This window comes from Candidatus Ulvibacter alkanivorans (genome assembly GCF_003333325.1).
Taxonomy (GTDB): domain Bacteria; phylum Bacteroidota; class Bacteroidia; order Flavobacteriales; family Flavobacteriaceae; genus Ulvibacter_A; species Ulvibacter_A alkanivorans.
Window position 1 is genome coordinate 128,681 of record NZ_QOLC01000098.1, and the last position, 26,500, is coordinate 155,180.

Below are 26,500 nucleotides of genomic sequence, written 5' to 3' on the forward strand. Positions count from 1 at the left end.
TCTATGGTTTCTGCGTATGTATTGATGGTAAACAGATTTGATTAAAGGTATCAAATATAAGAAAGTGATGTACCCTATTTTATTCGGAAAGCTTAAAGTTATAAATGATCTTTCCAATTTGTTTAGCAGGTGCATTTTCATCGCTATTAAAACGAGTTGCCAGCGCCGCTCTTTTAGCTGGTTCTAACAAACACCTAGAGTTGTTTGTGGTTCCGCGTACACCGGGTGTAGCACTAATTACACGACCGCTTCGATCTACTTCTATACTTACTACAACCTTCCCGGCTTCATTACAATCCTGTACAAATTTTTCTTTGTTCAATGCTTTGCGTCCTCCTAAAAGATAATTTCCGTCACCATCCAAGCCTTTCCCTGTACCGTAGTAACTACTGGCATTTGGATCACCATTGGGATTCCCTTTGTCTCCGGCTGTATCGTCATTACCCTCTCCCCCTTTTGCGGTCCCATCGCTTTTTGGGCCGTTGATAATACTAGACAGGGCATCGCTTGTAGACTTATCCGGTTTAGGGTCCGGTTTTTTAGGTGTTTCCTTTTTGGGTTCTATCTTTTTATTTGTTTCCGTTTGTTCTTTGGCCGTATTTTCTTTCTTGATCACCGGCGCCTCCTCATTATCTTGTGTAACCACATCTTCTTTTATTTCAGATTTGGGTTGTTCTACCGGAATGGGAGTGGTTTGTTTGGGTGCCGATTGGATCTTTTCGAGCGGTTGTATATTTCCGCTTCCAGTCTCGGTGGTTCCGAAATTCACGGCAATGCCATTTTCGGGTGGCGGATCGAGGTAGGTCAAGCCCACGTAGAATAGCAACAATAAAATAAGGATATGCAAGATCACGGTGATCGTCATACTCTTTTTTTTATGTTTTGTATCTAAAAATTTCATACCCCGCTTGTTATCGCAAATGATTGTTGTGAGATCTTATATTTTTTATTCTTATCCTAAGCTGCGTTAAGGGTTGAGCGATACTACCGTGTAGTAGCGAAAACCTGACCACGCCATTTGGCGTGGGAACGCCCAACAAAAAAACAATTTAATTAGGACGAACAGCCAACACTACTTTAAAGTTGTTCTTGTTTGCTACGTCCATTACAAATACTGCATCTTCGATGGGCACACCTTCTTCGGCGCGAAGAATTATGGTTGGCTCTGTTTGCCCTGCCAAGATGTTATTCAATTCTTTTTCTAATGAATATTCACTAACGCGTTCTTTGTTTACGTAGTATGCACCGTCTTTGGTGATGCTAACCGACGCCTTTTGCACGTTCGTACTCTTACCTTTAGCTTTAGGCAAGATAAGATCGAGTGCGTCCGGTGTGATCGCCGGTGAAGTAAGCAAGAAGAACACCAACAATAAAAATACAATATCGGTCATGGAACTCATGCTAAACTCGGCGCTCACTTTATTTCTTCCGCGTAAATTCATTAGGCTGGTTCGTTTAATATATCTAAGAAATCGACTGCTGTCGCTTCCATTTGATGCACTACTTTATCGGTTCGTACCACAATATGATTGTAACCCATATATGCTATAATACCGACAATAAGTCCGGCCACAGTGGTTGTCATGGCTGTATAGATCCCTTCTGCCAAGGCTCCCATTTCTGCTTGTCCGCTACTAGTTGCCAATTGATGAAAGGCAAGTACCATTCCAATTACGGTACCTAGGAACCCGATCATAGGTGCTGCTCCTGCAATGGTTGCCAAGACACTTACATTTTTCTCTAGTTTATATACTTCTAGTCGACCAGCATTTTCGATGGCGGTGTTGATGTCTTCTAATGGGCTGCCTATGCGTGAGATCCCTTTTTCGGTGAGACGAGATACCGGGCTGTTCTGTTGGGCACAAAGTACTTTGGCTGCTTGAACGTTACCAGAGGCCACATTATCACGAATTTGATTCATAAAATTATTATCCATTTTTGAAGCTGCTTTTACCGCGAACAATCGTTCGAAATAAATATATACGGCTACAAAGAGCAAGATGAATAATACACCGATAATAATTTGTGCGGCCAACCCGCCATTGAGCAATAGCTCTATGATAGAAAGTGTTTTTTCTTCGACTACCGGCTCCATGTCCTGAAGCGATTCGTCAACGCCTTCCTGAATTAAGAAGTTAAGCATAGGTTACATTTGGTTTTAATGAATAACGATAATTATAAGAATTTGTTATGTCGCAGAAAATAAGAAGTGTTCCATCAATAAGAATACACCAGCTCCGGCAATAAATCCGACGAAAGCCAACCAAGCAATTTTCTTTAGGTACCAAATAAAATCGATACGCTCCATTCCCATTGCTGCGACCCCAGCGGCAGAACCGATGATGAGCATACTTCCTCCTGTTCCGGCCGAATAAGCTATAAAATGCCATAGTACCGAATCGGTTGGGGCATCGTACATTCCCATAGAAGCAGCCACCAAAGGTACGTTATCAATGATGGCAGAGAGAATACCAAGAAGGATTACCACTACATCTTGATTTGGGATCGCGCCTTGCAACACTTCTGCCAAATAGCGTAAGGTTCCTACCTCTTCTCCATTTACGACACCGTACACCAAACTTTCTAATCCTCCAACGGCCATCAAGATCCCTAGGAAGAAAAGTATGCTTGAAATTTCTATACGTGAAAGGGCCTTATGTGCCGAGTACAAATGGCGACGTTCTTTACTAAAGTCTTCTTCTGGATGGATATATTCTGAAACTAACCACACAATTCCCAAGGCGAACATCATTCCGATATATGGAGGTAAATGAGTTATTGTTTTAAATACCGGTACCGAAACGATCATCCCTAATCCTAAGAACAACATTGTTTTACTACTTAATAGTCGTTCTGATTCTTTGTCTTCGGTAGTATCGACTTCTATATACCCGCTAAACGGTTTCATGTAGCTGGCGAATACAAAAGGTATGATAAAACAGACTATTGACGGAACGACCACATATTTTATTAATCCGGCAGCCGTCACATTATCGGCGATCCACAGCATGGTAGTGGTTACGTCACCAATTGGTGACCAGGCTCCTCCGGCATTTGCTGCAATTACCACCATAGCGGCATACCACAGTCGGTCTTCTCGTTTATGAATTAGTTTTCGCAGCAAGGTGACAAGTACAATGGTAGCAGTAAGGTTGTCGATGATGGCCGAAAGTATAAAGGCCAATACACCAATGATCCACAATAGTTTTCTTTTGCTACGCGTGCGAACAGCTCCTTTCAGGATCTCAAAACCTCTATGGAGGTCTATGATCTCCACAATCGTCATCGCTCCAATTAAGAAGATAAGGATCTCTGCTGTTTTTCCTAGATGGTGTAGCAGTGTATTTTTAAATCCTTCTTCTGCGGCTTCTCCACCACCGAGGAGATTATAAGCTGTTTCGTGCGAGTCGATCACATCGTACCAACCCGATTGGAATCCGACGGCCAAGACTGCCCAAATTAAAGCCGCCATTATTAAGGCAGGTACTGTTTTATCTAAACGCAATGGGTGCTCTAATGTTATGGACAGATATCCAATAACAAAGATTAATAGTATAATTGATTCCATATTATGAGGGATTCGTTAAGTGCTGCTTATATTAATTGATTCAAGGCAATTTCAAAGGCCGTACGGCTTATGTTAGTTTTGGTACTATTATTATCGAATGTATTTTGAATAGCATTTTTAATGGTCATTGACGTATCGTTAAAGATAGCCTCATCGGTCATCTGCACCTTGCGTTCCATAAAATAAGCGAACACTCGTGCCATCCCACAATTTGAAATAAAATCGGGAATCAAGCTAACGCGCTCGTCTGTAAATTCCATGATAGGACCAAAAAAGATCTCTTTATCGGCAAACGGTACATTTGCTCCGCAACTAATAACTTCTAAGCCGGTCTCTATCATAGAAGCGATCTGATCTTGGGTGATCAATCGGGAAGCTGCACAGGGCGCGAACACTTCACATTCTAGGGTCCAGATCTTTTCGTTGATCTCTTCAAAAGAGATCATATTATCTGTCACAAGTGTATTTCCATCCTTATTTAAGAACAGTTCAGTTATTTCTTCAAAAGAAAATCCGTCTTTATTGATCACACCTCCAACACGGTCGATGATCCCTACTACTTTGGCTCCCATTTGGGCCAAATAGTATGCAGCGGCGGCGCCTACATTCCCAAATCCTTGTACGACAGCTCGCTTTCCTTCTACATTACCGCCGTAGATGTCGTAATAGTGACGTACTGCCTCGGCTACTCCATATCCGGTGATCATATCGGCCACAGTATATTTTCGAGAGACATCGGGAGAATAGGTGTCATTCTCAAGTACTTTTATCACCCCTTGTCGTAACTGCCCGATACGATTAATCTTATCGGCTTCCGATGGGGTAAAATGGCCATTGAAAACTCCTTCTTGAGGATGCCAGACACCACTTTCTTCAGTAATTGGGATCACTTCATGAATCTCATCTACATTTAGATCTCCACCAGTACCATAATATGCTTTTAACAAAGGTGAAACTGCTTTATACCATCGTTCCAGCACTCCTTTTTTTCGAGGATCGTGTGGATCGAAATTAATGCCGGATTTTGCACCTCCTATCGCCGGACCAGATACGGTAAATTTAACCTCCATGGTCTTTGCCAATGAGAGCACTTCGTTTTCATTGAGACCAACTCGCATTCGTGTTCCGCCACCGGCGGCACCACCACGCAATGAGTTGATCACCGTCCAGCCTTCGGCCTCGGTCTCAGGGTCATTCCAGTGAAAAACAATTTCGGGTTCTTTATTCTCGTACTTGATTAGAAGTTCTTTCATCAATTAAAGTTATGCCACAAATATAAAAAAACACCTTTCGCTTTATACGGAATTTAGGTAAATTTTAGGGAATGAATACTTCACCGCTCGAATGATCTTTTTTCGATCCGGTTACACTTGCCAGGCAATTGACCTCTCCTCTTATTTTTAAGACACCCAAAAGCCCAAAAATCAATGCCTCTTTATACTCTATGAGCGTTTTCGATGGACAAACGATCTCGACAGCTGCATGCTGCTTCAATCGTTCTAACAAATATGAATTATAAGCACCTCCTCCAGTAACCAAGACCGTAGTACCGCTTTCAAATTGTGCGGCAAGTTGCATGGCGATATGTTCTGTAAATGTGGCTAGAATGGTTTCCGAAGTACAACCACTCTCTTCTAACAAAGGAAACACCGAAGTCTTCACCCATTCGAGTCCGAGTGATTTTGGCGCCGGCTGAAAATAAAATTCTAACTGTCCCAACGCTTGTAACAAAGCAGGATCAACCTCCGCGGAAGCAGCAATATTGCCATTGTCATCATAGTCTTGTCCCAATTGCTGTGCATAGCGATTCAGCACTATATTCACCGGACAAATATCGTAGGCAATGCGTTTTCCCTTGCGCTCGAACGAACAATTCGCAAATCCGCCCAAATTGAGACAGTACTCGTAATTTCCAAAAAGCAATCGGTCGCCAATAGGCACTAAAGGAGCACCCTGTCCTCCTAATCCAACATCCTGAACACGAAAGTCACAGACAACCATTTTTTGTACACTTGTTGCGAGTTGCGGTAAATTTCCAATTTGCAAGGTGATGCCCTTATCGGGCTGATGTAAGATCGTATGACCGTGACTACAAATGGCGTCCAAGGAGTAAAGCTTTTGTGCATCGATAAAATTTTTGATTACTTCGGAAAGGTAGTCGGTATAATCACAATTTAAGGTGATAAGTTCAGCTTCGGAAAATGAAACCGCCTCTTGCAAGCGTTTTTTCCAATTGGTTGCATATGACACAGTAGTAGTAGCCCCAATCGAAAATTTCCAACTGGCCTTCTTGGTTGCATTTTCGGTATGTTCAAAAATACATTCGGCAAGATCGATCCCGTCAAGGGAAGTCCCACTCATCACTCCGAGCACATGATACTTTTGGGTTTTCAATACTATTGATTTTTATCGGGCAGCTTCTATGCTGTATCCCTGTATGTGTACACATTGGCAAAATACAAAAACAAAGCTACAGACAATAGGTTGTAGGTGTAATATAGTGTCTTGCTATTTTATGAATTGTGATTTGAGATTTCCTTTTTTAGCAGTACCTTTGCCCCTCTTTAATACAAACACATTATGGACTTTAGTCTTTCCGAAGAACACAAACTAATACGCGACGCAGCCCGCGATTTTGCTAGAACCGAATTACTCCCAGGCGTTATTGAACGGGATACCAAACAAGAATTCCCAACCGAACAGGTAAAAAAAATGGGAGAGCTTGGCTTTCTTGGTATGATGGTCGACCCAAAATACGGCGGTGGCGGTATGGATACCGTTTCGTACGTGTTAGCCATGGAAGAATTAAGCAAGATCGATGCTTCTGCTTCGGTGATCGTGTCGGTGAACAATTCATTGGTATGCTACGGAATTCAAGCATACGGGACTGAAGAACAAAAACAAAAATACCTTACCAAATTAGCAACCGGTGAATCTATCGGCGCTTTTTGTTTAAGTGAACCGGAAGCCGGAAGCGATGCAACATCACAACGCACCACCGCTATCGACAAAGGAGATCACTACATATTGAACGGCACCAAGAACTGGATCACCAATGGAGGTACAGCCGATTACTACTTAGTGATCGCACAAACCGATAAAGAAAAAAAACACAAAGGGATCAACGCTTTTATCGTCGAAAAAGGATGGGACGGATTTGAAGTTGGACCTAAAGAAGACAAACTGGGGATTCGTGGAAGTGACACCCATTCTTTGATCTTCAACGATGTAAAAGTACCTAAGGAAAATAGGATTGGAGAAGATGGTTTCGGATTTAAATTCGCCATGAAGACCTTGTCGGGTGGGCGTATCGGAATCGCCGCTCAAGCTTTGGGAATTGCAGCAGGAGCCTACGACCTGGCTCGCGAGTACTCTAAAGTTCGCAAGGCCTTCGGAACGGAGATCTGTAATCACCAAGCCATCGCTTTTAAATTGGCCGACATGCACACTTCGATCACGGCAGCACGCCATCTGGTCATGAAAGCTGCTTGGGACAAAGACCAAGGAAACAACTACGATATGAGTGGCGCTATGGCAAAACTATACGCATCGCAAGTGGCCATGGATGTTACCGTTGAGGCGGTACAAGTACACGGCGGTAATGGGTACGTGAAAGAATACCACGTAGAACGCCTTATGCGTGACGCCAAGATCACCCAGATCTACGAAGGGACCAGCGAGATCCAGAAGATCGTGATCTCTCGCGGACTCCTAAGAGACTAAGTCGCAAATTTACAACCCAAACATAATGAACCCGACCCAGTGTCGGGTTTTTTTATGGCGAGTCTTCGAAGCCTACAACTTCAAGACCAGGCTATAAATTATTTCAAGAACAGCGAGGTATTTGCTTCCGAAGCAAACAAAAAAAGAAATTAGGAGATCAACATATAGCGTATAGTAGCGTAGTGAGCTACAAAAAGAAATTCCAAACCAAACCGAATCGGATCACCGGATCGCGATACGGATATCCGGGAGCAGCAAAGTATTCATTCTTGTTAACGAACAAGGCGTTGATGTGCTCGTACTTCACAAAAATTCGGGTTTGTCGTACCTTGGCGTTAAAGAACAGATCGACCAAAGGAAATCCGCCCAGTTTCACATCATTCTGAACAAAGAACTCTCCCAATACAGGGTCGTAGGCATTCATGTTGTACGAGCTAAAGTACTTAAAATTGATCCCGGTCTGAAGGAACAACGCTTTTTTAAACCACTCGTCGGTATAATACAGCGACTGCCGTGTTACGATCTGCGGCACTTTAAAGACCTCTTCTCCACTCACTGCTTGTTGAAACAGCACCGTATTCGCCAACGAAAATTTGCCGTATGTAAAGGTTCTTTCTGCTTTCACCTTTAAATAATCTACGCGACCGTCGAACTGAATAGGCGTAGGCGTAGAATCATTAGGGCGCAATCCAAAATAGGTATGATCATCAATTCCGGTGTAACTTACTGTGGCGTTTAGAAGCTTTTTTGACTGCAACTCAAATTTAAGTTCTTGGGTCTTAACGTTATCGAGATTGTTCTGCCAGTTATAATTTACATAATCGCTTTGATACAGCAAAAAGTTAAAGTTGGGAGCCACCGAATGTAGTGTAACACTGGCTTCGGCCTTATTAGTTTCATTTAGGGCAAAGGCAATAGCACCTTGCAGATAATTCCCGTCAAGGTCCCCCGAAATATTGATAGCTCCTTTTCCGGATATTGCAAATCCGCGATATTCTTTCCTATAGGTTGCTCCCGCTTGAACAAGGCTTCCTTTGATTCGGTTGCTAATGCGTCCTTCATCTAAAATAAGGACCGAGTCGTACCCATAATTGTAATCGTTGTATCCAATAAAACCGGAAATACTTCCGAAGATATTAGAATCGAACTTTGCATACGCCTTGGCATTAAAGTCTTCCAAGGTCACTTTATCCCTAAGGTCTGCCACTTGATACGATTCTCCAAATTCACTAAACGGACTCCCTTGGGTATAACGGTAAAATTTATCTTCAAAACTTATGGTAGTTCCTAGCGAAACTATCGAGTAGCGTAAACTATCTTTTTTACTTATTAGCTCGTACTGCTGATCACCATAAAACCGCAGCCCCTCCAATCGGTTCTCCGCATCCTCAAAATTTACTTCCAAGCGCCCCCTGTCTTCAAAATCGGGGTCGTCGTTTACAAATAACGGAATAGACGCGTCTTGCAATCCGCCATTCTCTTCGTTGGTAATGTCCTGAGCTGCAATATGAGCGCGTAGCGAATAACGATTGTTCTTGCTGCTGTAATTAGTTGTAAATCGAAGATTCCCTGTACTGGTTAGGTTATTTTGATATAGCCCCAAAGAGCGAACCCCTTTGTAGGCAAGCGAAAAATTGAACTGTTTCGAAGTGTTTATGGTAAAGAATGCGTCTAACTGCTGTCCTTGCTCAAAGGCCGTTTTAAAGTAAAGTTCGGTCAATGGCGTTGGCACATTGAAGTACTGCATGTCATCGATCTCGGCATAATTAAAATGATGACCTTGTGCGGCGAATAGTGGTTTCAAGTTAAGCGTTGAAAAATCGTAGGCCAGCGTATTATAGGTATGCCCCACATTTGAAAATGGCAACAATTCAAAATTATCCCCTCGTAAGTAATTGAACTTGTATTCTTTTTCGATCGTTAGCGAGGTATCGACGAAGGTGGTATCACGCTGCGCCGAGATGATCTTATACAGTTCTATGGGTGGTTTTTCTCTTTCTTCGGAAGGATCGGCCTGCGCACTTAATAGGCTTGGAAGGCATATACAAAACAATAACAATCCAATTTTTTTCATCGATCGATAACTTATGGCGCAAAGGTATATTTTTAAACGGAATTCCGTATTTTTAATTTTATATGCTGCAACTAAAAATTCATTCCTCCTTATTAGAATGCGGAACCGATGAAGCCGGACGCGGATGTTTGGCAGGACCCGTTACAGCAGCTGCGGTGATCCTCCCTGACGATTTTAACCATCCTTTTTTAACCGATTCCAAACAACTTTCAGAAAAGAAAAGACTACTGCTTAAAGAAGTGATCGAAACCGAAGCGAAGGCTTGCGCAGTTGCGCACGTAATGATGGACGAGATCGATACAATAAATATCCTAAACGCTTCGATACTTGCCATGCATCGTGCCATAGAAAAGCTTACTACTCCACCAGAGTTTATTGCTATTGACGGCAACCGTTTTAAACCCTTCGGAAAAACACCTTACGAATGTGTAATCAAGGGAGACAGCAAATACTTGCACATTGCAGCTGCATCTATTTTAGCAAAGACCGCACGTGATGCCTTTATGAAACGGATACATGACGATTATCCCATGTACAATTGGCAAAAGAACAAGGGGTATCCAACTGTGGAACATCGTGCTGCTATTCAGAAATACGGTGTGTCACCTTTTCATCGAAAAAGTTTTAAGTTACTTCCCGAACAGTTGAAATTAAAGTTATGATTTGGTAAATTTTTCACTAAGTCATTCAGGCACTAAACTGAAAATTGAAAAAACCTAACGCAACATCATTGTTGAAAACACGTCAATAAACTATAATCAATTGACCAACTTCGCAACCAAAAGCTTGTTATTTTTGTGTATATGAAGTTTCTGAAACCCTTCGCAATTGGCTTGGTCATTCTTGTTGTGTACAGCTGTACAAATAATACAAAAACACAACGAGCACTTATCGATTTTGTTCCTGAAGACACCCAGCTAGTATTTAAAATTGCCAGTTGGGACGGACTTCAAACTGATATTGCGAACAATAGTTTAATAGCTCAGTTTAGTGATACTAAAGTTTCGGCGTTTTTTTCTGAAAAAGCCACATTATTACATTATCTCGAGCCTACTTCACCTGCGCTACTCGCCATCAACAAATTATCTGATTCTACGGCTGCGTATACAGTCATTACCCGACTTACCGAAGGATTGTTCGAAACCGATTCGATCGCAAATAAATCGATAGAAACACTCACCTACGACGATATTTCGATACAACGTGTTACGATCGATGATCAAATTGCATTTACCGCCGTACAGGATAGTATCTTTATCGGTTCCTCATCGCAGCGTATACTTCAAGATATTTTGAAGGGTAGTACAGAGAAGACCGAAACTTTTGAAAAAGTGTATTCGGTAAAAAGTGAAGCCGATTTTTCGATTTTGTATAGAGCGAATGCCATAGCGGTAACCGATTCTACGCAATACAACCTCGGTTCTTGGGCCACTTTAGATCTTACCGTACTACCAAATGGTATAACCGGTACCGGCGTATTGTTGGCTCAGGATACCGTACCGCAACTACTATCAGTTTTTAAAGGACAAGTCCCTCAACAAAACACCATTGCGAATGTAATCCCAACCGATGCATTAGATGCGGTAGTCTTTACTTATAATGATGCTTCAGCACTTAAAACTGCCTTGCGCAATTTCGAAGGTACCCAGACGGACCCCTCCCCGACCGGGATCTTTGAAACCTTGAGCGAAATTGGCAGTATTGAACTAAAGAACGGGATTGTTGTCGCAGCAAATAGTACCGACGCTATGTTAACCCATGAAGCATTAGCGCCATTTTTAACCGAAGTAAGTAGTTTTAGAGAAGTCACTATTTATAGTTTTAGTGAAGAGCGTCTTTTTTCTGAAACCATGTCCCCCTTAATTCCGCAAACCAATACCGCTTTTGCGATTCAATTAGACTCCTATTTTGTTTTTGCCCCAACTGAAGATCTTGCAAACCAAATGATCATTGCGTATAAGAACAATGATATATTGGCGGCAACACCTTATTATAAAGAGGCAGCGTCAAGATTGAGTACATCGGCTTCATTGGTTGTTTACAAGATGAATGGAAGCATAGGTACGGCACTCAGCCGGTTATTTACTGAGGCGGCTGCTTCAGAAATTAGATCGGTTTCCATAAAGAAGTACCCACTTGCCGTAGTACAGCTGGTACACGATAGAGATTTTGCTCATATAAACTTGGTTTGTAAAGAGATTTCCAATGGTGTAAGGCTATCCGGATCGGTTTCCGAAGAATTCACCCAACAAATAGATCAAGAAATATTAGGGCCTCCTACCTTTTTCAGCAATCATAGAACAAAAGGGCAAGATGTTGTGGTACAAGATGTAACCAATACGCTACACCTAATCTCTGCCGGTGGCAAGGTGCTTTGGGATAAAAAATTGGACGGTCCAATTCTTGGTGGGATTGAAGAAGTGGATCTTTTAAGAAATGGTAAAAAACAGCTTGCTTTCACGACGCCCTCTACCTTCTATATACTAGACAGAAATGGATCGGAAGTAGCTCCATTTCCTATAAAATTCAAAGACAAAGTTACGCAACCGCTTTCTGTTTTCGACTATGACAACAACAGGAGGTATCGGTTTGTGATCACCCAGGGTGACGAGGTACTTATGTACGATCGTAATGCACAGATCGTATCCGGTTTTACTTTCAAGAACGCGTCATCTGAAATCGTTCAGCCACCGAAACACATTCGTATGGGTAATAAGGATTATATCGTGATCCCGGAAGAAAACGGAAAACTCAATATTTTAAGTCGGGTTGGAAAATCTAGAGTCTCAGTTTCAAAAAAGTATGATTTTTCAGAAATACCCATTACCTACGAAGGCAACGAATTTGTTGTTATCACTAAAGAAATGAGCAAGGAGCGTATTTCACAAAGTGGAAAAACCGCGTCACAGCCATTGAACGTTTCGAATAGTTATTGGTTTACGAGCATGGGCAGAACTAAAGTCACTCTCGATGATAATTTACTGCGTATTAATGGAAAGCTGGTCGAATTGCCTTTTGGTATATATACGCGACCTACTGTCTTATCCACACGTCAATCCACCTATATAGCGCTTACTGAAACACAAGAGAACAAAGTATATGTTTTTACCAAAGACGGAACGTTGGTAACCGGCTTCCCCATCTACGGTGGCAGTATCCCGCAACTCGCCTATGATGCACGCACGAAAAAGATCTTACTCACCACACAAGGGGACAATCGAGAAATTATTGTATATAAGTTGCACTAAGTGCGTGTGCTTAGGGGTTTTAAAAATTATTTTGTATTTTAGGTTTTCAATGATCGGTTAGTATAACTGGTCGCAATTAATCGCTTACTGAACTTAAACGCATTCAGACGTACTCCTCCTAATTTGAGACCAATAAATAAACAGCTGATCTTTGAAGGCAAGATAAGTCAACATACTAATGTCTAATTAAATTTAATCTGATGAAAAATCTAATTGTAACTTTCATTTTACTTCTTTCCACATCTTTAATCATGATCGCTCAAAATTCCTGTAGTGTGTACTATCCGTTTACCGAAGGTGCCACCGCAGAAATAACATCTTATGACAGGAAAGACCGAGTGGCAGCGGTAGTAACCTATACGGTAGAAGAAGTTCGAGATACGGGCGATGCACTAGTAGCTACTATGAGCAGCCAAATTAAAGATGAAGATAACGAAGAATTAGCCGAAACCACATACGACATCACCTGTGTAGATGACAAGATTGCGATCGATTTCAAATCGATGATTAGTCCGCAAATGATGGAACAGTTTGGCGATATGGATTATGAGGTAACTGGCTCTAATCTGGAGATCCCAAATTCACTTTCCGTTGGACAATCGCTTCCTGACGCCGATCTACAAATGAAAATCAATATGGCGGGGATCAATATGAATATGAATGTTGCTATTACCGATAGAGAAGTGACCGGCCAAGAAACTGTTACTACTCCTGCCGGGACTTTCGACTGCTACGTTATAAGGTATACGGTCGAAACCAAGATGGGCATGGGACAACGCGGTACCGCACTACAATGGATTGCCGAAGGGGTAGGAATGGTAAAGCAAGTGGATTATAACAAACGCGGTAAAGTAACCAGTAAAAGTTTATTGACCGCCTTCAGCGAGTGATTTTTCAATAAGTTCTGCCTCAAATAATTGCGCAAAATGTTTGCGTAATTTGGCTTTTACCTCGTCCAAGGGAATGACTGCTTGGGCGAGTTCCACATTAAGCGATGTAACGGCCTTCCCTTTAATTCCGCATGGAATCATATGATCGAAATACCCTAGATCTGCATTCACGTTTAATGCAAATCCGTGCATGGTAACCCATCGACTTGCACGTACGCCCATTGCACAAATTTTTCTTGCAAAGGGGGTCCCTACATCTAACCAAACCCCTGTTTCACCTTTAGACCGCTCTGCTTTTAGCCCGTATTCTGCAAGCGTCCTAATGATCATTTCTTCTAGCAAACGCAAGTATTTGTGTATATCGGTAAAGAAATTCTCAAGATCCAATATAGGGTAGCCCACGATCTGTCCCGGTCCGTGATATGTTATATCGCCTCCCCGATTAATCTTGTAAAAATTAGCGTTGATCTCTTTTAATTTTTCTTCGGAAACCAATAAGTTAGAAAGGTCGCCACTTTTACCCAAGGTATAGACATGTGGATGTTCTACAAACAGAAAGTGGTTGGTCGTGGCCAACCCAGCATCTTCTCTTCGGTTCTTGATCTTAGTGTCGACAATGGCTTTGAACAATTGTTCTTGGTAGTCCCACGTAAGTTTATAGTCTTTTAACCCTAGATCTTCTATTTCAATTCGCTTATTCACACACTATTCTTCTAATTCGACAACGAGGTCGAGGACATCTGGGTTCTTAAAATACGCTAGGAAAGTTCGTTCTACTTCTATGGTCTTTCCATCAAGTGAGAAGGTAGCATCTTCGATAGAGGATGATTTAATGCGCTTCGGAAAGGTATATTTTAAATTGTACTTCATTCCCGACATAAAAGCTTCTGCTTCCTTCAAGCTATCTATTTGTTTACGGTGTTTTTCTTCATCCTTGATATACGAATCACGAGTAAAAGTCCCGTCGGTATATGAATATCGCACGCCAATTAGATCTGATTCTGAACTGTTGTTAGATTCGGAAGTCACATCTTGTGTACTAGGCATTAGTCCTTCTCCTTGCTCAAAGGCCTTCATTAAGTCGTTGGCTTCGGAAACATTTTTGAAGTCGGTGAACACACTCATTATCATAAGGTCGGTTTCGGGATCTGCCAAAACTCTTACATTATAATTTTCCATGGCCTTGAGACGTTCTTGCTCTGCCTTTGGAAGTTTTGCGATACTATCCTTCTTTTCGATTAAAATATCTCGAAAGGCAACTGTGGTGTCGGTTTTTACCATAGTTGAATCCTTGGCGAATTCTCCACTAAATGCCATCATTTCACTCACATCCATTCCTATGGTCATACGACCGGTTCCATCCTCGTTTAACACCATGGTCTCGCTAAACTGGCAACTTATCATGGTAACAGCTGCAACAAATAGTACAAGTAAACGTGTATACATATCTTAGTTTTTAGGGTTATTTAAAATAATGAGAGCTGCAATAACTCCGGGAATCCACCCACAAACGGTCAAAATTAATACAATTAAAATAGAACCACAGCCTTTGTCGATAACTGCTAAAGGTGGAAACAAAATAGAAAGCAATACTCTCCAAAAACTCATAATACAAATTTACAATTATTATTCAAGGTATTGGTAGAACTAAAATTCCTTTTGTTACACCTATTGATTAAGACCTACATTGTGCTTATCTTTGCAGCTTATTTTCAAGACATTCTATGCAACTTTCAGAACTCGAACTCATACGTAGAGAAAAACGTACACAATTACAGAATTTAGGAATCAATCCGTATCCGGCAGACCTTTATCCCGTAACTACTACCAGCGAAGAAATAAAACAAGATTTTTCCGAAGGAAAAAAGGTGGTAATTGCAGGGCGTTTAATGTCGCGTCGAATTCAAGGAAAAGCTTCTTTTGCAGAGTTACAAGATGCTAAAGGACGAATTCAAGTATACTTTAATCGTGATGAGATCTGTACCGGTGAAGACAAAAGCAAGTACAACGATATTTACAAAAAGTTGCTCGACATTGGCGATTTTATTGGTATAGAAGGAGAATTGTTTACAACCCAAGTGGGTGAGAAAACAGTACTGGTTAAAGATTTTACTTTACTATCGAAAGCCTTGAAACCACTTCCACAACCTAGAGTTGATTCTGAAGGAAAGGTACACGATGCCTTTACAGATCCGGAACAACGCTACCGACAACGATATGCCGACTTAGTAGTAAATCCTCATGTGAAAGAAGTATTCATAAAGCGTACAAAGTTGTTTAACGCCATGCGTACATTCTTTAATGAGCGAGGTTATTTTGAAGTAGAAACACCCATCTTACAACCAATTCCGGGAGGTGCAGCTGCAAGACCTTTTGTTACACATCACAATTCATTAGACATCCCATTGTATATGCGGATCGCAAATGAATTATACCTGAAACGGTTAATCGTTGGGGGATTCGATGGCGTCTATGAGTTTAGCAAGAACTTTCGAAATGAAGGAATGGATCGCACCCATAATCCTGAATTTACAGCGATGGAAATCTATGTGGCCTATAAAGACTACAACTGGATGATGGAATTTTGTGAAAACCTACTCGAATATTGTGCGAAAGAGGTAAACGGAACCACACAAGCAACTTTTGGTGAACATACTGTTGATTTTAAAGCACCGTATCCGCGTGTAACTATGGCCCAAGCCATTCAAAAGTTTACCGGATTCGATATAACCGATAAAACTGAAGAGGAGATTCGTACCGCGGCCGAAAATCTTGGTGTTGCTGTAGATGACACCATGGGAAAAGGAAAATTGATCGATGAAATCTTCGGTGAAAAATGTGAAGGTAATTTTATACAACCAACCTTTATCACCGATTATCCCAAAGAGATGAGTCCGCTGTGTAAAGAACATCGTGACAACCCGGAACTGACAGAACGTTTCGAACTTATGGTCTGCGGAAAAGAGATAGCTAATGCTTACAGCGAACTCAACGATCCTATCGACCAACGCGAACGCTTTGAGGCACAATTAAAACTTGCCGAAAAAGGAGACGATGAAGCCATGTTTATTGATCATGATTTTCTTCGCGCCCTCGAATACGGAATGCCACCTACCAGCGGTATGGGTATTGGGATGGATCGACTCATAATGTATCTCACCAATAATCCGTCCATTCAAGAGGTATTGTTCTTCCCGCAAATGAAACCAGAGAAAAAGGCAGTTGCAATGACAGAAGAAGAAAAAGCCGTCTTTAAGATCCTAAAAGCAGATACAGGAGATAAAATGGAACTAGAAGTGCTGAAAAAATCTAGCGGTTTAAGTAATAAAAAATGGGACAAAGCAATTAAGGGGTTAACCAAGAACAAATTGGCTAAAGTCGAAAAAACGGAGGACGGATTGTTCGTAACCGCCGTATAGTAAATGCTAGTATGTGCTAAACGAGCAACCAAAAAACGGTAAAAAGCGACTCATAGTTGAGTCGCTTTTTTTTATAAACACCGCTCACAGTATTCCTACCCTTTGGCATAGGTGGTCCAACTATTAACTTGGAAACTGCAAGCGATGTTTTTCCACCAACCTAACTTTTAAGAACCAATCTTGCTTAGATACGCTACATCGTTTTCGACTGTGAGTAACAGAACACTGGTGGCCGTACAAAACACCGGACTGGTAATACAGTGATGACCGTTCCAGCTTCCATCGTTATTTTGTATTTTTAAAATGCGACCGCTCATATCATCGTACCATTTTTTCCAATCCTTGTCTTTATTCACAACTAAAGATTCACCGGTCTGTAAAAAGCTCAGAAATTCTTCACCTCCATTATTTCCAAATCCGCTCAACACATCTTCGCGCTGTGCTACATCTTTTGCAGCTGTATATACATTAAATGAAGTTGTATACTCCATAGCCTCTGCTTCACTCATACCGGCTTTTCTTAAATTGGCTACGGAAACATTCGCATCCTTATCCAATTTCCCGTCTTGTTTGGCTTTATTCACGACTTCTTCGGCTTGACGTGCTTCTTTTGCGCCTGCGCGAACACTTCCACTTACTGCGTACAACATAACCCCTGCTCCGTCGTCGGTTTTTACGTTACCCGACTCGTTATCATAATTGCTTTTTTGATAAGCGCGTGCACGATCTAACACCTCCTCATCTACCAAAGCTCCAACCGATTGCGCAGATTCTAATGCACTGTTTGCTAGTCCACTTTGTAATACGCCAGCCCAACCGGCTCCGGTTTGTCTGCCTGTTGCATCGGTGGCTTGTTCGATCTTGGCGACACAAATATTTAAACAGTCTTCTACGCGCTTCTTATCTACGCCTCTTAGATCTCGGTCTAGTAAACTGGACAAGAACTGAGCAGCCAATACAGCGTCGATATTCTGACCTAACTTTGTTTGTATCTGCGTTCCTCGAACTTGCGTAATATATGGGTCATTGGGATTTGCAGCCTCTACGGTATCTAACAAATATGAAATGGCATTCTTTAGGTTTTTGGCATGAACGCCTTTTTGTAAGGTCGTACCACTGCGAAGAAATGCCATCGCAACCATGGCAGTAGTTGCAGGATCGGCTTTTACAGCATGAGGGTCGCGAATATTCTGTGCGTGATGACTACCGGCCCCATATCCACCATTTTCAAGTTGTGCTTCGGAAAGCCAGGCAAGTCCGTCGCGAACTGACAACTGGACATTGGTGTCTGTTTTGTATACATTAAAGTCTTCGGAAGACTGCTCTCCCATTACGGTCATAAATACGCAACCATCAGTTGGTTGTAAGGTTCGTTTTGTTTCGGCATAAGACTTTGTTTCAGAAAGAAGCAAATACACCGCACCCAATAATACCATTGGGATCGCGATCAATATTGTTTTTGTTTTCATTGTAAATGATTTTAAAATTCCTTCCGAAGCTATTCATTAAAGACAGAGAGAAAAACCAAGATTGAGGAAGCATGGGCTTTTATTGAGGCAAGTGTATATACTGTTTAGTATTTAACAAAGAATCCCAAACAGGTTCGCAAGAATTTTGCTATTTTTAGCCTCTTAATTTATGTTGAAATGAAGAAGATTGCTTTCTGTCTCTCGCTGTTGCTGAGTATTTTAATGGTTTCTTGTGGCGGTGACGATGATTACGACCCCATAGACGATGATGACATCCAACCCCCCTCTGCTCCACAAAATCTTACGGCTTCTAATATCACTGAAACCACCGTTGATCTAAGTTGGGATGCGGCTACCGATAATGTGGCAGTCACGGGGTATAGCGTCTTTCAAGACGGAGTAGAAATACAAACCAATGTGTCGACCACGACGCTCACTATTACCGGACTTACCGAGGAAACGACGTATGCATTTAGTGTAAAAGCTTTCGACGCTGCCGGAAACAGCTCTGCGTTTAGCAACACCGTAAACCCAACAACTTCAGAAGCGCCATTCGGGTTTAGAGACTCGCTCTCTCAAATGGAGATCTTTACGGGTGCGTTATCCGACCTAACACCTGCCAATGGGGTACAACTGTACGAGTTAAACAGTACGCTATTTACAGATTATACTACTAAACAAAGACTTATTAAGCTGCCTGAAGGAACCGCTTTACAATATAACGGTAATGACTTGTTACCAGACTTCCCGGATGAAACGCTTATCGCCAAGACCTTTTACTACAATCTTGACGACACCAATCCGAGTCTGGGTAAACAGATCATTGAAACAAGGGTGTTTTTGAAGATCGAAGGTTCGTGGCAAGCCGGAAATTACATTTGGAACGATACACAAACCGAAGCTACCTATACAGAAGCCGGAAATGAAATTCCAATAAGCTATATAGACAGTAACGGCGACACTCAAGAAGTAGATTATCTTATTCCTTCGAAGCAAGACTGTTTTACGTGCCACAATAACAATGGACAAACCTTTCCTATTGGAATGAAACTAAGGAGTATGAATTTTACGCCGTCGTATACCGGACAAAATCAGTTAGAATTCTTTATCGCCAATGGACTCTTAGAAGGTCTTGGTGATCCAAGTAGTGTTAGTGTACTTCCGGATTGGACGGACGATGTGAATTTTGACATTTTTGAACGTGGACGTGCTTATATTGATATTAACTGTGCGCATTGCCACCGTCCTGGAAGTAGTGTGCCACCAGAATTCGATATGGATTTTAGATTAGAAACACCTTATGCAGACACTAAGATCTACGACAAGCGATTTAGTATCGAAGCGCGTTTTTCGGCTACCATACCCGGATATAGAATGCCACAGTTGGGGCGCACTGTAGTGCACGAAGAAGCGTTGACCATGTTGATGGAATATTTGCAAGAAATAGAACAACCGGAATAATACCAATCGTAATCCAAAATAGAAAACCGCTCAGTTTGAGCGGTTTTTTTATACGTAATTAAACCTAAGATAATGAAACTAGTCCTACCATATATTCATCCTAAAAATTGGAATTATGAAAAACTGGATATTTTTAGCGGTACTACTCATAGGTTTTACTGCTTGGTCACAACAACCGGAATCTAACAAAAAAGAACTTCGGAAGGAACGTAAACAGCGCATGAACGAATTCTCTCCTGAACAACAAGCTGCCTTACGTACTAAGAAGTTGGCTTTACACTTGGATCTTTCCGAAGCACAACAACAACAGGTTCAACCAATAATTCTCGAAATGCTGTTATTGCGTAAAGAACGCACTAATGTAAACTATGAAACACTTTCAACGGCCCAACGTTTCGAACTTAGATCAGACGGTCTAGATAAACAGCTTGAAATGAAACAAAAAATGAAGGACATTTTAAGTGAAGTACAGTACGAAAAATGGGAAAAGAGCAAGCGATCACAAAACAAGAAGGTCATGCGTCGAAAAAAATCTAGAGGATAACTAATTTTTGGCGTGCTTTTTGGTTAATTGAAACTAAAATGGTTATTTTAGTGACCTATAATTAAATTAAAAACGATGAAAAATTTAGTAAAAGTAATAGCGTTAGTATTTGTAATGGCTCTAGGAGTTCAAACAACCTCAGCGCAAAGCTTATCTCGAGATCAAGACAGACCGGAAGTAATCGCAAAGAAGACAGTTGCCGATCTATCGGAGACTCTTGATTTAACAGGAGATCAGCAAAGAACACTTTTTAGAGCATACGTCGTAAAAGAAACAAGCTATAACAAACGTGTTAAAGGTAAGGATGTAAGCAATCCTACCGTTGCTGCGAGCAAAAAAGAAATCGATGAGCAATTAACACGAAATGTTAAGTCTGCACTAAGCGATGCTCAATTTAAGAAATGGCAAAGCCTTCAAAAGCAATAATTATATAGATCGAATAAAAAAGCCTTCCGCACAACGGAAGGTTTTTTTATGCCAATTTTTTAGCAACCTTACGGCAGGCCTCGATGGTCTTATCTAGATCTTCGTAGGTGAGTGCGTCGGTTAAGAACCAAGTCTCGAATGCGCTTGGTGCAATGTAAATCCCTTCAGAAAGCATTCCATGGAAGAAATCCTTAAACTGTTTATTATTCGCCAAGGCCGCTGTTTTAAAATCGGTTACAGCTGTTTCAGAAAAATGTACCGAAATCATAGAGCCTACCCGATTTATGGTATGAGTGATCTCGTGTTCAGTTAATGCTTCAGCTATGCCGGTGTGTAAGTATGCTGTTTTCTTCTGAAGTGAATCAAATATACTCGGATTGGTATCTAATTCGGTCAACATAGCCAAACCTGCTGCCATTGCTAACGGATTACCACTTAATGTGCCTGCTTGATATACCGGACCTAGGGGTGCGAGATAATTCATTATTTCTTCCCTGGCAGCAAAAGCACCTACAGGTAAACCGCCACCAATCACCTTTCCGAAGGTAACAATATCGGCATTTACCTTGTACAATTCTTGTACGCCTCCTTTTGCTAATCGGAAACCGGTCATTACTTCATCAAAAATAAGTAAGATATCGTTGTTATCGCAGAGTTCACGCAATCCTTGAAGGAATCCGTCTGCCGGTGGAATACAACCCATATTCCCTGCTACAGGCTCTAAAATGATACAAGCAATCTCGTTTGGATTAGCTTCTATTAGCGCTTTTACACTAGCTAAATCATTATAGTCGGCTAAGAGTGTATCTTTGGCTGTCCCTTTGGTAACTCCCGGACTGTTGGGGGTTCCAAAAGTAACTGCACCACTACCTGCTTGTATCAAGAAGGAGTCGCTGTGACCGTGATAACATCCTGCAAATTTGATGATCTTGTCTCGTTTAGTAAAACCGCGTGCCAGACGAACAGCGCTCATACAGGCCTCTGTCCCGCTGTTGACGAATCGAATTTTATCAATATTAGGTACCATTTTCACAGCGAGTGCTGCAATTTCGGTCTCAAGTTGAGTGGGCATTCCGTAAGAAGTGCCCAGTTTGGCACGTTGGATCACTGCTTCTACGACCGGTGGGAATGCATGACCCAAGATCATAGGACCCCATGAATTAATGTAATCGATCAATGTATTTCCGTCTTCATCGTAGAGATAAGCACCTTTGGCGTGTTTCACAAAGATTGGATCTCCACCAACGGCATTAAATGCACGCACCGGAGAATTTACGCCACCGGGAATAACTTTTTGTGCTTCAGAAAATAAAGCACTACTTCTCTTATAGATCATAAATGTTATTGATTTTTTACAGGGTGCAAATATAACACTTGTCCTACAGAAATGGTATTAGATGTTAAACCGTTAAATTCTTTTAATGTTTCTACTGTTAAATTGAAACGACGGGCAATGGCATATAAGGTATCCCCCTTCTTAACGGTATGTGTGCCAATTTTTGTACTATCGGGCTTAGTAACACTTAAAGTGGTTCCTAGTACTTGTTGATCATATTTGGTGAGACCGTAGCGTTCAATGATGCTAATAAGTTTATCCGGATATTTCGGATCTGTCGCATAACCAGCTTTGCGCAACCCCTTTGCCCAGCCTTTATAATCGTCTTTTTTTAACGTAAATAGATCTTGATATCTACTGCGTTGTGTTAGAAATAAGGAATGGTCGCGAAACGAGTATTTCGGATCTATATATTTTCTGAAACACTCCTGCAATTCGTCGTCGTCGTGATACACCCGTTCACCTGTCCACTCTCGATGGCACTTAATTCCAAAGTGGTTATTCGCTTTTCGGGTAAGCTCACCACGTCCGGCACCACTTTCCAAGATCCCTTGTGCAAGTGTAATACTAGCGGGGATCCCGTACTGCAACATTTCTTCCATAGCAATACCACTATACGTATCTATATAATGGGCAACTACATCTTTGTAAGGTGCATCCGGTCCAGGGCTATCGGTTGTTGACGGTGTGGACTCAGCCTCTTCCTTATCTGTTTTTTTAGGCGGATTGGTACGAACTACACGTTCTTTTTTGGTGTTTTGTCTAGAAGTAACGGTTCGTTTTTTTGAAGTACAACTACTAGCAATAATAAGGCATAATAAGAGGATGGTAAAACTTCTTGTAAGCATGTTAACTTTCGATTTGCGGTAAATTTTTGTTTTTTAGAACGGTATTCATTCCGGTAATTCCTTGTAGGCCTCCGGTATGAACGGCTAAAATACAGCTATTTTCAGAAAATAAACCGTTTTTAATTTGATCTATAATGCCGTACATCATCTTAGCTGTATAAATCGGATCCAACTGTATTCCGGTATTTTTTTTGAATTCATTCATAAAACGAATTAATTCGCGATCTATTTTAGCATACCCTCCAAAAGAATAAGCATCGGTTATGGTATAATTGTTCTTTTCTGAAAATTCTTCTATTGTTTTCTTCTGAAAGTTTCCTTTTAATGCTGAAAATCCGATCAGTTGTTGATGCGGTAGTGCTGCATTTATCAAACCTGCTATGGTGCCTCCGGTTCCTACGGAAGCACAAATATAATCGTATTGTGCGTCCTGTGGTTGCAATATTTCTTCGCATCCTTTTATGGCGAGTTCATTCGTTCCGCCTTCCGGAAGTACGTGATATTTTTTTGGTGATACCGCAAGATCATCAAATAATTGAGCGGTATCTTTTAATTTATAGGCAGCTCGATCTACAAAGTGTAATTTCATACCGCATTGGGAAGCGAATTTTAGGGTCGAATTAGTAGCATAACTGTCTTTAAGTTCGGCTCCACGAATAATCCCAATGGTCTTTATCTTCATTAATTGACCTGCAGCAGCCGTGGCAGCTATGTGGTTAGAATATGCCCCACCAAAGGTAATAAGTCCTTCTAATTTCTTCTGAAGCACATATTGTAAATTGTACTTTAGCTTTCTGAACTTGTTCCCCGAAATAATTGGATGGATCCTATCTTCTCGTAACATATCCAACCTTATTGTTGATTCAACATACGGTTTTAACGAAACCAACTGTCTATCAGAAACATAAGGCGCTTTAAAAAAATTAGAAGTGGATGTGTGCATGCTTGGTTATAGGGTCCAAATTTCTAAATAATAAGCAGAAATGAAAATATATTTAGCCATTTAATGTAAAATTAAGTGAGTTTACACAATGTTCATTGGAGACCTTTGAACAAACTTCACCAAAAGTTCGAACAAGAAAATCCATTTTTTTAACATTTAATTTTGTTTTTTGTTAAATTTTGATGTATTTCATCGATTATTATAGTCTTTTAACGATTATTTATTATAATATTGTAGGAAATATCCTAACAGAAAGATTATGAAAAGAACACTACGCAACCAAATTTTATTATTCTTGACAATAATAACGGTGTTTACTTTACAAGCACAAGTGGGTATTGGCACAACTTCGCCCCAAGCCGGCTCAATTTTAGACATTGTAAGCACAAACAAAGGTATTCTATTGCCAAAGGTGAATATCACAAATTTGAACTCTATCGCTCCTATTACGGGAGGCGCAACAGAAGGGCTATTGGTCTACAATACGAATGTTTCAACCGGCGTAGGATTCCATTACTGGAGTGGTAGTGTATGGATTCCATTTAACAGTAAAGACTGGAAAGAAGGAGGAAACGTAGGAACAAACCCTGCCACCGATTTTATTGGAACCACCGACAATACGGCTCTTCGGTTTCGCACCAACAACACAGAACGTCTAGAGATCACAAACAGCGGACTGTTACGTGCATTCAGTCCGGGATCTGCGAGTACTCCATTTTTATCCTGGGGAATTGATACCGATACAGGTATCTTTAGAGGAACGAACGATCAATTAGACTTCTCGGCCGGTGGTCTCGAATTCCTATCTTTAAAAGAAACTGCGAATGACGAGTTGGTGGTTAACGGTACAGGTGTAGACCTAAACGCTAGGTTTGCTACTAGTGGAGATGCTAATGCTTTCTTTATAGATGGAGCGAACAACAATGTAGGGTTTGGCACGAATACTCCTAATACAAGCTCACAATTAGAATTAGCGAATACCAATAAAGGTATACTTATAAATCGTGTTGCTTTAACTGCGACCAATTCGGCCAGCCCTATCACATCACCGGCAACTGGATTGTTGGTGTACAATACGGCAAACGCAAGCACAGGCAGTACTGAAGTATTACCGGGGTTTTATTACTGGGATGGTTCTAAATGGGTTGCTATGGGAGGTACCAATGGGCGTGACTGGTCACTAGAAGGAAATGCAGGCACGAATCCGAGTAATGAATTTCTAGGAACCACAGATGCCACAGACCTTGTTTTACGAACTACAGATACTGAACGAATGAGAATTATTGCTGCCGGAAACATCGGTATTGGAAATGCGCCATATACCAATGCATCTGTACGTATTAATAACGCGCCGTTCGCGTTTGGTTTAATTAGTGAAACTTCTAGCAATGGTGGGGCCGTATATGGCGTAGATAGCGGCTCAGGGATTGGGTTACGCGGTGAGAACACCGGAACCGGGCTAGGCGTTTATGGGTATTCAGCCAATTCGCATGGAGCCTATACGACTACTGCATATACCGGCGGATCCTTCTTGATTGGAGGAATTCAAGCTTGGGGATCGGGTGGAAATGGCGCTAATGGTGTTCTTGCAGTAGCTGATAAGAATCCGTCCTCTCGGTCAAATATGGCGCTACGCGCTGTTTCAGGAAGTACAACATCTATTTCTACCAATCAGATACTTAACGTTGGCGTAAATAGCAACGCGACCGAACTATCGTTCTATGGTCTTTCCGAAGGACCTATTACTAGTATTGGAACTATGGAGGCTGCACGATTCCAAAGCAATTACACTAGCGATGCCGTAAATGCAGATGCTAGAGACCCTAGAGCGATGTTAGCAGGTTATGTAAGTAATGCAACAACTCCTATTGGTACTCAAAATGTATATTATGGGGGCTATTTCTATAGCGGAGGGTCAAGCAGTAATTCATCTTATGCATATGCAGGTGCCAGAGTTGGCGGCGCTAATTACAAGATCATTGGAAACGGAACGGTGTCGACCATCGTTGACGGTGACGGAAGAGACGGTGAACAGAAGATCATGTTTGCTCCTGAGGCTCCCGAAGTGTTATTTGAAGATTATGGAACCGGTACCTTAGTAAATGGAACAGCAACGATTGCAATTGATCCTATTTTTTCTAATAACATTGTGGTGGACAGCCAGCATCCGTTAAAAGTGTTTATACAATTAGAGGGTGATTGTAATGGTGTGTTCGTAACGAATAAATCCAAAAATGGTTTTACGGTAAAGGAATTACAAAATGGAAACTCGAATGTGGCATTTTCGTGGCACATAGTTGCAAATCGTAAGGACGAGGTTAATAGAACTTCGGGTGAAATTTCTAATTACAGTAGTCTTCGTTTTCCAAATGCCCCAAGATCGATTTCTCCAGAAACTTTGATCTCGAATGAAGTAAGACCATACAACCCCGAGTTACATGTTTTTTCAACCAATAATCAATAACACTTTTCGTTCAAAAATGAACACTATTCGATAACATTTGACTTAAATTTTCAAAAAACTCAGTCCTAACTATCTAATTCAGAAATA

The 26,500-nt window shown here is 41.3% G+C and carries 23 protein-coding genes; 9 read left to right on the forward strand and 14 right to left on the reverse strand.

Annotation, left to right across the window (positions count from 1 at the left end):
- Positions 1-79 precede the first annotated feature (79 nt).
- The 6 genes from DWA30_RS11325 to DWA30_RS11350 form a co-directional block, all read right to left on the reverse strand.
- A complete protein-coding gene (locus DWA30_RS11325; RefSeq protein WP_114492653.1) occupies positions 80-901 on the reverse strand; it encodes an energy transducer TonB in 822 nt (273 codons plus the stop codon).
- Between the two features lie 148 nt (positions 902-1,049).
- A complete protein-coding gene (locus DWA30_RS11330) occupies positions 1,050-1,442 on the reverse strand; it encodes an ExbD/TolR family protein (RefSeq protein ID WP_114492654.1) in 393 nt (130 codons plus the stop codon).
- A complete protein-coding gene (locus tag DWA30_RS11335; RefSeq protein ID WP_114492655.1) occupies positions 1,442-2,143 on the reverse strand; it encodes a MotA/TolQ/ExbB proton channel family protein in 702 nt (233 codons plus the stop codon). The genes DWA30_RS11330 and DWA30_RS11335 overlap by 1 nt, the downstream gene beginning before the upstream one ends.
- A gap of 45 nt (positions 2,144-2,188) precedes the next feature.
- Positions 2,189-3,568 carry a sodium:proton antiporter NhaD gene (nhaD, locus tag DWA30_RS11340; RefSeq protein WP_114492656.1) on the reverse strand — a complete coding sequence of 460 codons (1,380 nt, stop codon included), beginning with the start codon at positions 3,566-3,568 and terminating at the stop codon, positions 2,189-2,191.
- Between the two features lie 26 nt (positions 3,569-3,594).
- Complete coding sequence (locus DWA30_RS11345) at positions 3,595-4,821, reverse strand: Glu/Leu/Phe/Val dehydrogenase dimerization domain-containing protein (RefSeq protein WP_114492657.1); 1,227 nt, start codon at positions 4,819-4,821, stop codon at positions 3,595-3,597.
- A gap of 64 nt (positions 4,822-4,885) precedes the next feature.
- The gene (locus DWA30_RS11350; RefSeq protein WP_114492658.1) at positions 4,886-5,962 is read right to left on the reverse strand and encodes an anhydro-N-acetylmuramic acid kinase; all 1,077 of its coding nucleotides are present in this window, start codon (positions 5,960-5,962) and stop codon (positions 4,886-4,888) included.
- Positions 5,963-6,148: 186 nt separating this feature from the next.
- Here DWA30_RS11350 and DWA30_RS11355 point away from each other — a divergent pair, with 186 nt between their 5' ends.
- A complete protein-coding gene (locus DWA30_RS11355; RefSeq protein ID WP_114492659.1) occupies positions 6,149-7,291 on the forward strand; it encodes an acyl-CoA dehydrogenase in 1,143 nt (380 codons plus the stop codon).
- A 187-nt stretch (positions 7,292-7,478) separates the two neighbouring features.
- Here DWA30_RS11355 and DWA30_RS11360 read toward each other — a convergent pair whose 3' ends face one another.
- Positions 7,479-9,365, reverse strand: coding sequence for a putative porin (locus tag DWA30_RS11360; protein WP_114492660.1), 1,887 nt, complete (start codon positions 9,363-9,365; stop codon positions 7,479-7,481).
- Positions 9,366-9,427: 62 nt separating this feature from the next.
- Here DWA30_RS11360 and rnhB point away from each other — a divergent pair, with 62 nt between their 5' ends.
- From rnhB to DWA30_RS11375, 3 genes are all read left to right on the forward strand, one after another.
- Positions 9,428-10,027, forward strand: coding sequence for a ribonuclease HII (gene rnhB / locus DWA30_RS11365; protein ID WP_114492661.1), 600 nt, complete (start codon positions 9,428-9,430; stop codon positions 10,025-10,027).
- A gap of 141 nt (positions 10,028-10,168) precedes the next feature.
- Positions 10,169-12,613, forward strand: coding sequence for a hypothetical protein (locus DWA30_RS11370; RefSeq protein WP_114492662.1), 2,445 nt, complete (start codon positions 10,169-10,171; stop codon positions 12,611-12,613).
- Positions 12,614-12,813: 200 nt separating this feature from the next.
- A complete protein-coding gene (locus tag DWA30_RS11375) occupies positions 12,814-13,503 on the forward strand; it encodes a TapB family protein (protein ID WP_136073191.1) in 690 nt (229 codons plus the stop codon).
- Here DWA30_RS11375 and lipB read toward each other — a convergent pair.
- The 3 genes from lipB to DWA30_RS11390 are packed head-to-tail and all read right to left on the reverse strand — an operon-like array spanning position 13,480 to position 15,111.
- Positions 13,480-14,205 (reverse strand): lipoyl(octanoyl) transferase LipB, encoded by a 726-nt coding sequence (gene lipB / locus DWA30_RS11380; RefSeq protein ID WP_114492664.1) that lies wholly within the window; start codon positions 14,203-14,205, stop codon positions 13,480-13,482. The two genes, DWA30_RS11375 and lipB, sit on opposite strands and share 24 nt — an antisense overlap.
- A 3-nt stretch (positions 14,206-14,208) precedes the next feature.
- On the reverse strand, positions 14,209-14,949 hold the full coding sequence (locus DWA30_RS11385; protein ID WP_114492665.1) for a hypothetical protein: 741 nt from the start codon (positions 14,947-14,949) through the stop codon (positions 14,209-14,211).
- Between the two features lie 3 nt (positions 14,950-14,952).
- On the reverse strand, positions 14,953-15,111 hold the full coding sequence (locus DWA30_RS11390; RefSeq protein WP_114492666.1) for a YqaE/Pmp3 family membrane protein: 159 nt from the start codon (positions 15,109-15,111) through the stop codon (positions 14,953-14,955).
- Positions 15,112-15,227: 116 nt separating this feature from the next.
- Here DWA30_RS11390 and lysS point away from each other — a divergent pair, with 116 nt between their 5' ends.
- Positions 15,228-16,922: a lysine--tRNA ligase gene (gene lysS, locus DWA30_RS11395; RefSeq protein WP_114492667.1), complete on the forward strand. Its 1,695-nt coding sequence runs from the start codon at positions 15,228-15,230 to the stop codon at positions 16,920-16,922.
- 167 nt (positions 16,923-17,089) lie between these two features.
- Here lysS and DWA30_RS11400 read toward each other — a convergent pair whose 3' ends face one another.
- The gene (locus DWA30_RS11400; protein ID WP_114492668.1) at positions 17,090-18,391 is read right to left on the reverse strand and encodes a prenyltransferase/squalene oxidase repeat-containing protein; all 1,302 of its coding nucleotides are present in this window, start codon (positions 18,389-18,391) and stop codon (positions 17,090-17,092) included.
- Between the two features lie 177 nt (positions 18,392-18,568).
- Between DWA30_RS11400 and DWA30_RS11405 the strand changes: the two genes are divergently transcribed.
- The 3 genes from DWA30_RS11405 (at position 18,569) to DWA30_RS11415 (ending at position 20,822) form a co-directional block, all read left to right on the forward strand.
- Positions 18,569-19,852: a fibronectin type III domain-containing protein gene (locus tag DWA30_RS11405; RefSeq protein WP_114492669.1), complete on the forward strand. Its 1,284-nt coding sequence runs from the start codon at positions 18,569-18,571 to the stop codon at positions 19,850-19,852.
- A gap of 115 nt (positions 19,853-19,967) precedes the next feature.
- Positions 19,968-20,396 (forward strand): hypothetical protein, encoded by a 429-nt coding sequence (locus DWA30_RS11410; RefSeq protein ID WP_114492670.1) that lies wholly within the window; start codon positions 19,968-19,970, stop codon positions 20,394-20,396.
- 75 nt (positions 20,397-20,471) lie between these two features.
- A complete protein-coding gene (locus tag DWA30_RS11415) occupies positions 20,472-20,822 on the forward strand; it encodes a hypothetical protein (protein WP_114492671.1) in 351 nt (116 codons plus the stop codon).
- Between the two features lie 46 nt (positions 20,823-20,868).
- Here DWA30_RS11415 and hemL read toward each other — a convergent pair whose 3' ends face one another.
- The 3 genes from hemL to DWA30_RS11430 are packed head-to-tail and all read right to left on the reverse strand — an operon-like array spanning position 20,869 to position 23,850.
- Positions 20,869-22,158, reverse strand: coding sequence for a glutamate-1-semialdehyde 2,1-aminomutase (gene hemL, locus DWA30_RS11420; RefSeq protein ID WP_114492672.1), 1,290 nt, complete (start codon positions 22,156-22,158; stop codon positions 20,869-20,871).
- 5 nt (positions 22,159-22,163) lie between these two features.
- On the reverse strand, positions 22,164-23,006 hold the full coding sequence (locus DWA30_RS11425; protein WP_114492673.1) for a glucosaminidase domain-containing protein: 843 nt from the start codon (positions 23,004-23,006) through the stop codon (positions 22,164-22,166).
- Position 23,007: 1 nt separating this feature from the next.
- A complete protein-coding gene (locus tag DWA30_RS11430; protein ID WP_245933904.1) occupies positions 23,008-23,850 on the reverse strand; it encodes a 1-aminocyclopropane-1-carboxylate deaminase/D-cysteine desulfhydrase in 843 nt (280 codons plus the stop codon).
- 358 nt (positions 23,851-24,208) lie between these two features.
- On the opposite strand from DWA30_RS11430, the gene DWA30_RS11435 reads away from it, so the two are divergent.
- Positions 24,209-26,413, forward strand: coding sequence for a phage tail-like protein (locus tag DWA30_RS11435; protein WP_114492675.1), 2,205 nt, complete (start codon positions 24,209-24,211; stop codon positions 26,411-26,413).
- Positions 26,414-26,500 lie beyond the last annotated feature (87 nt).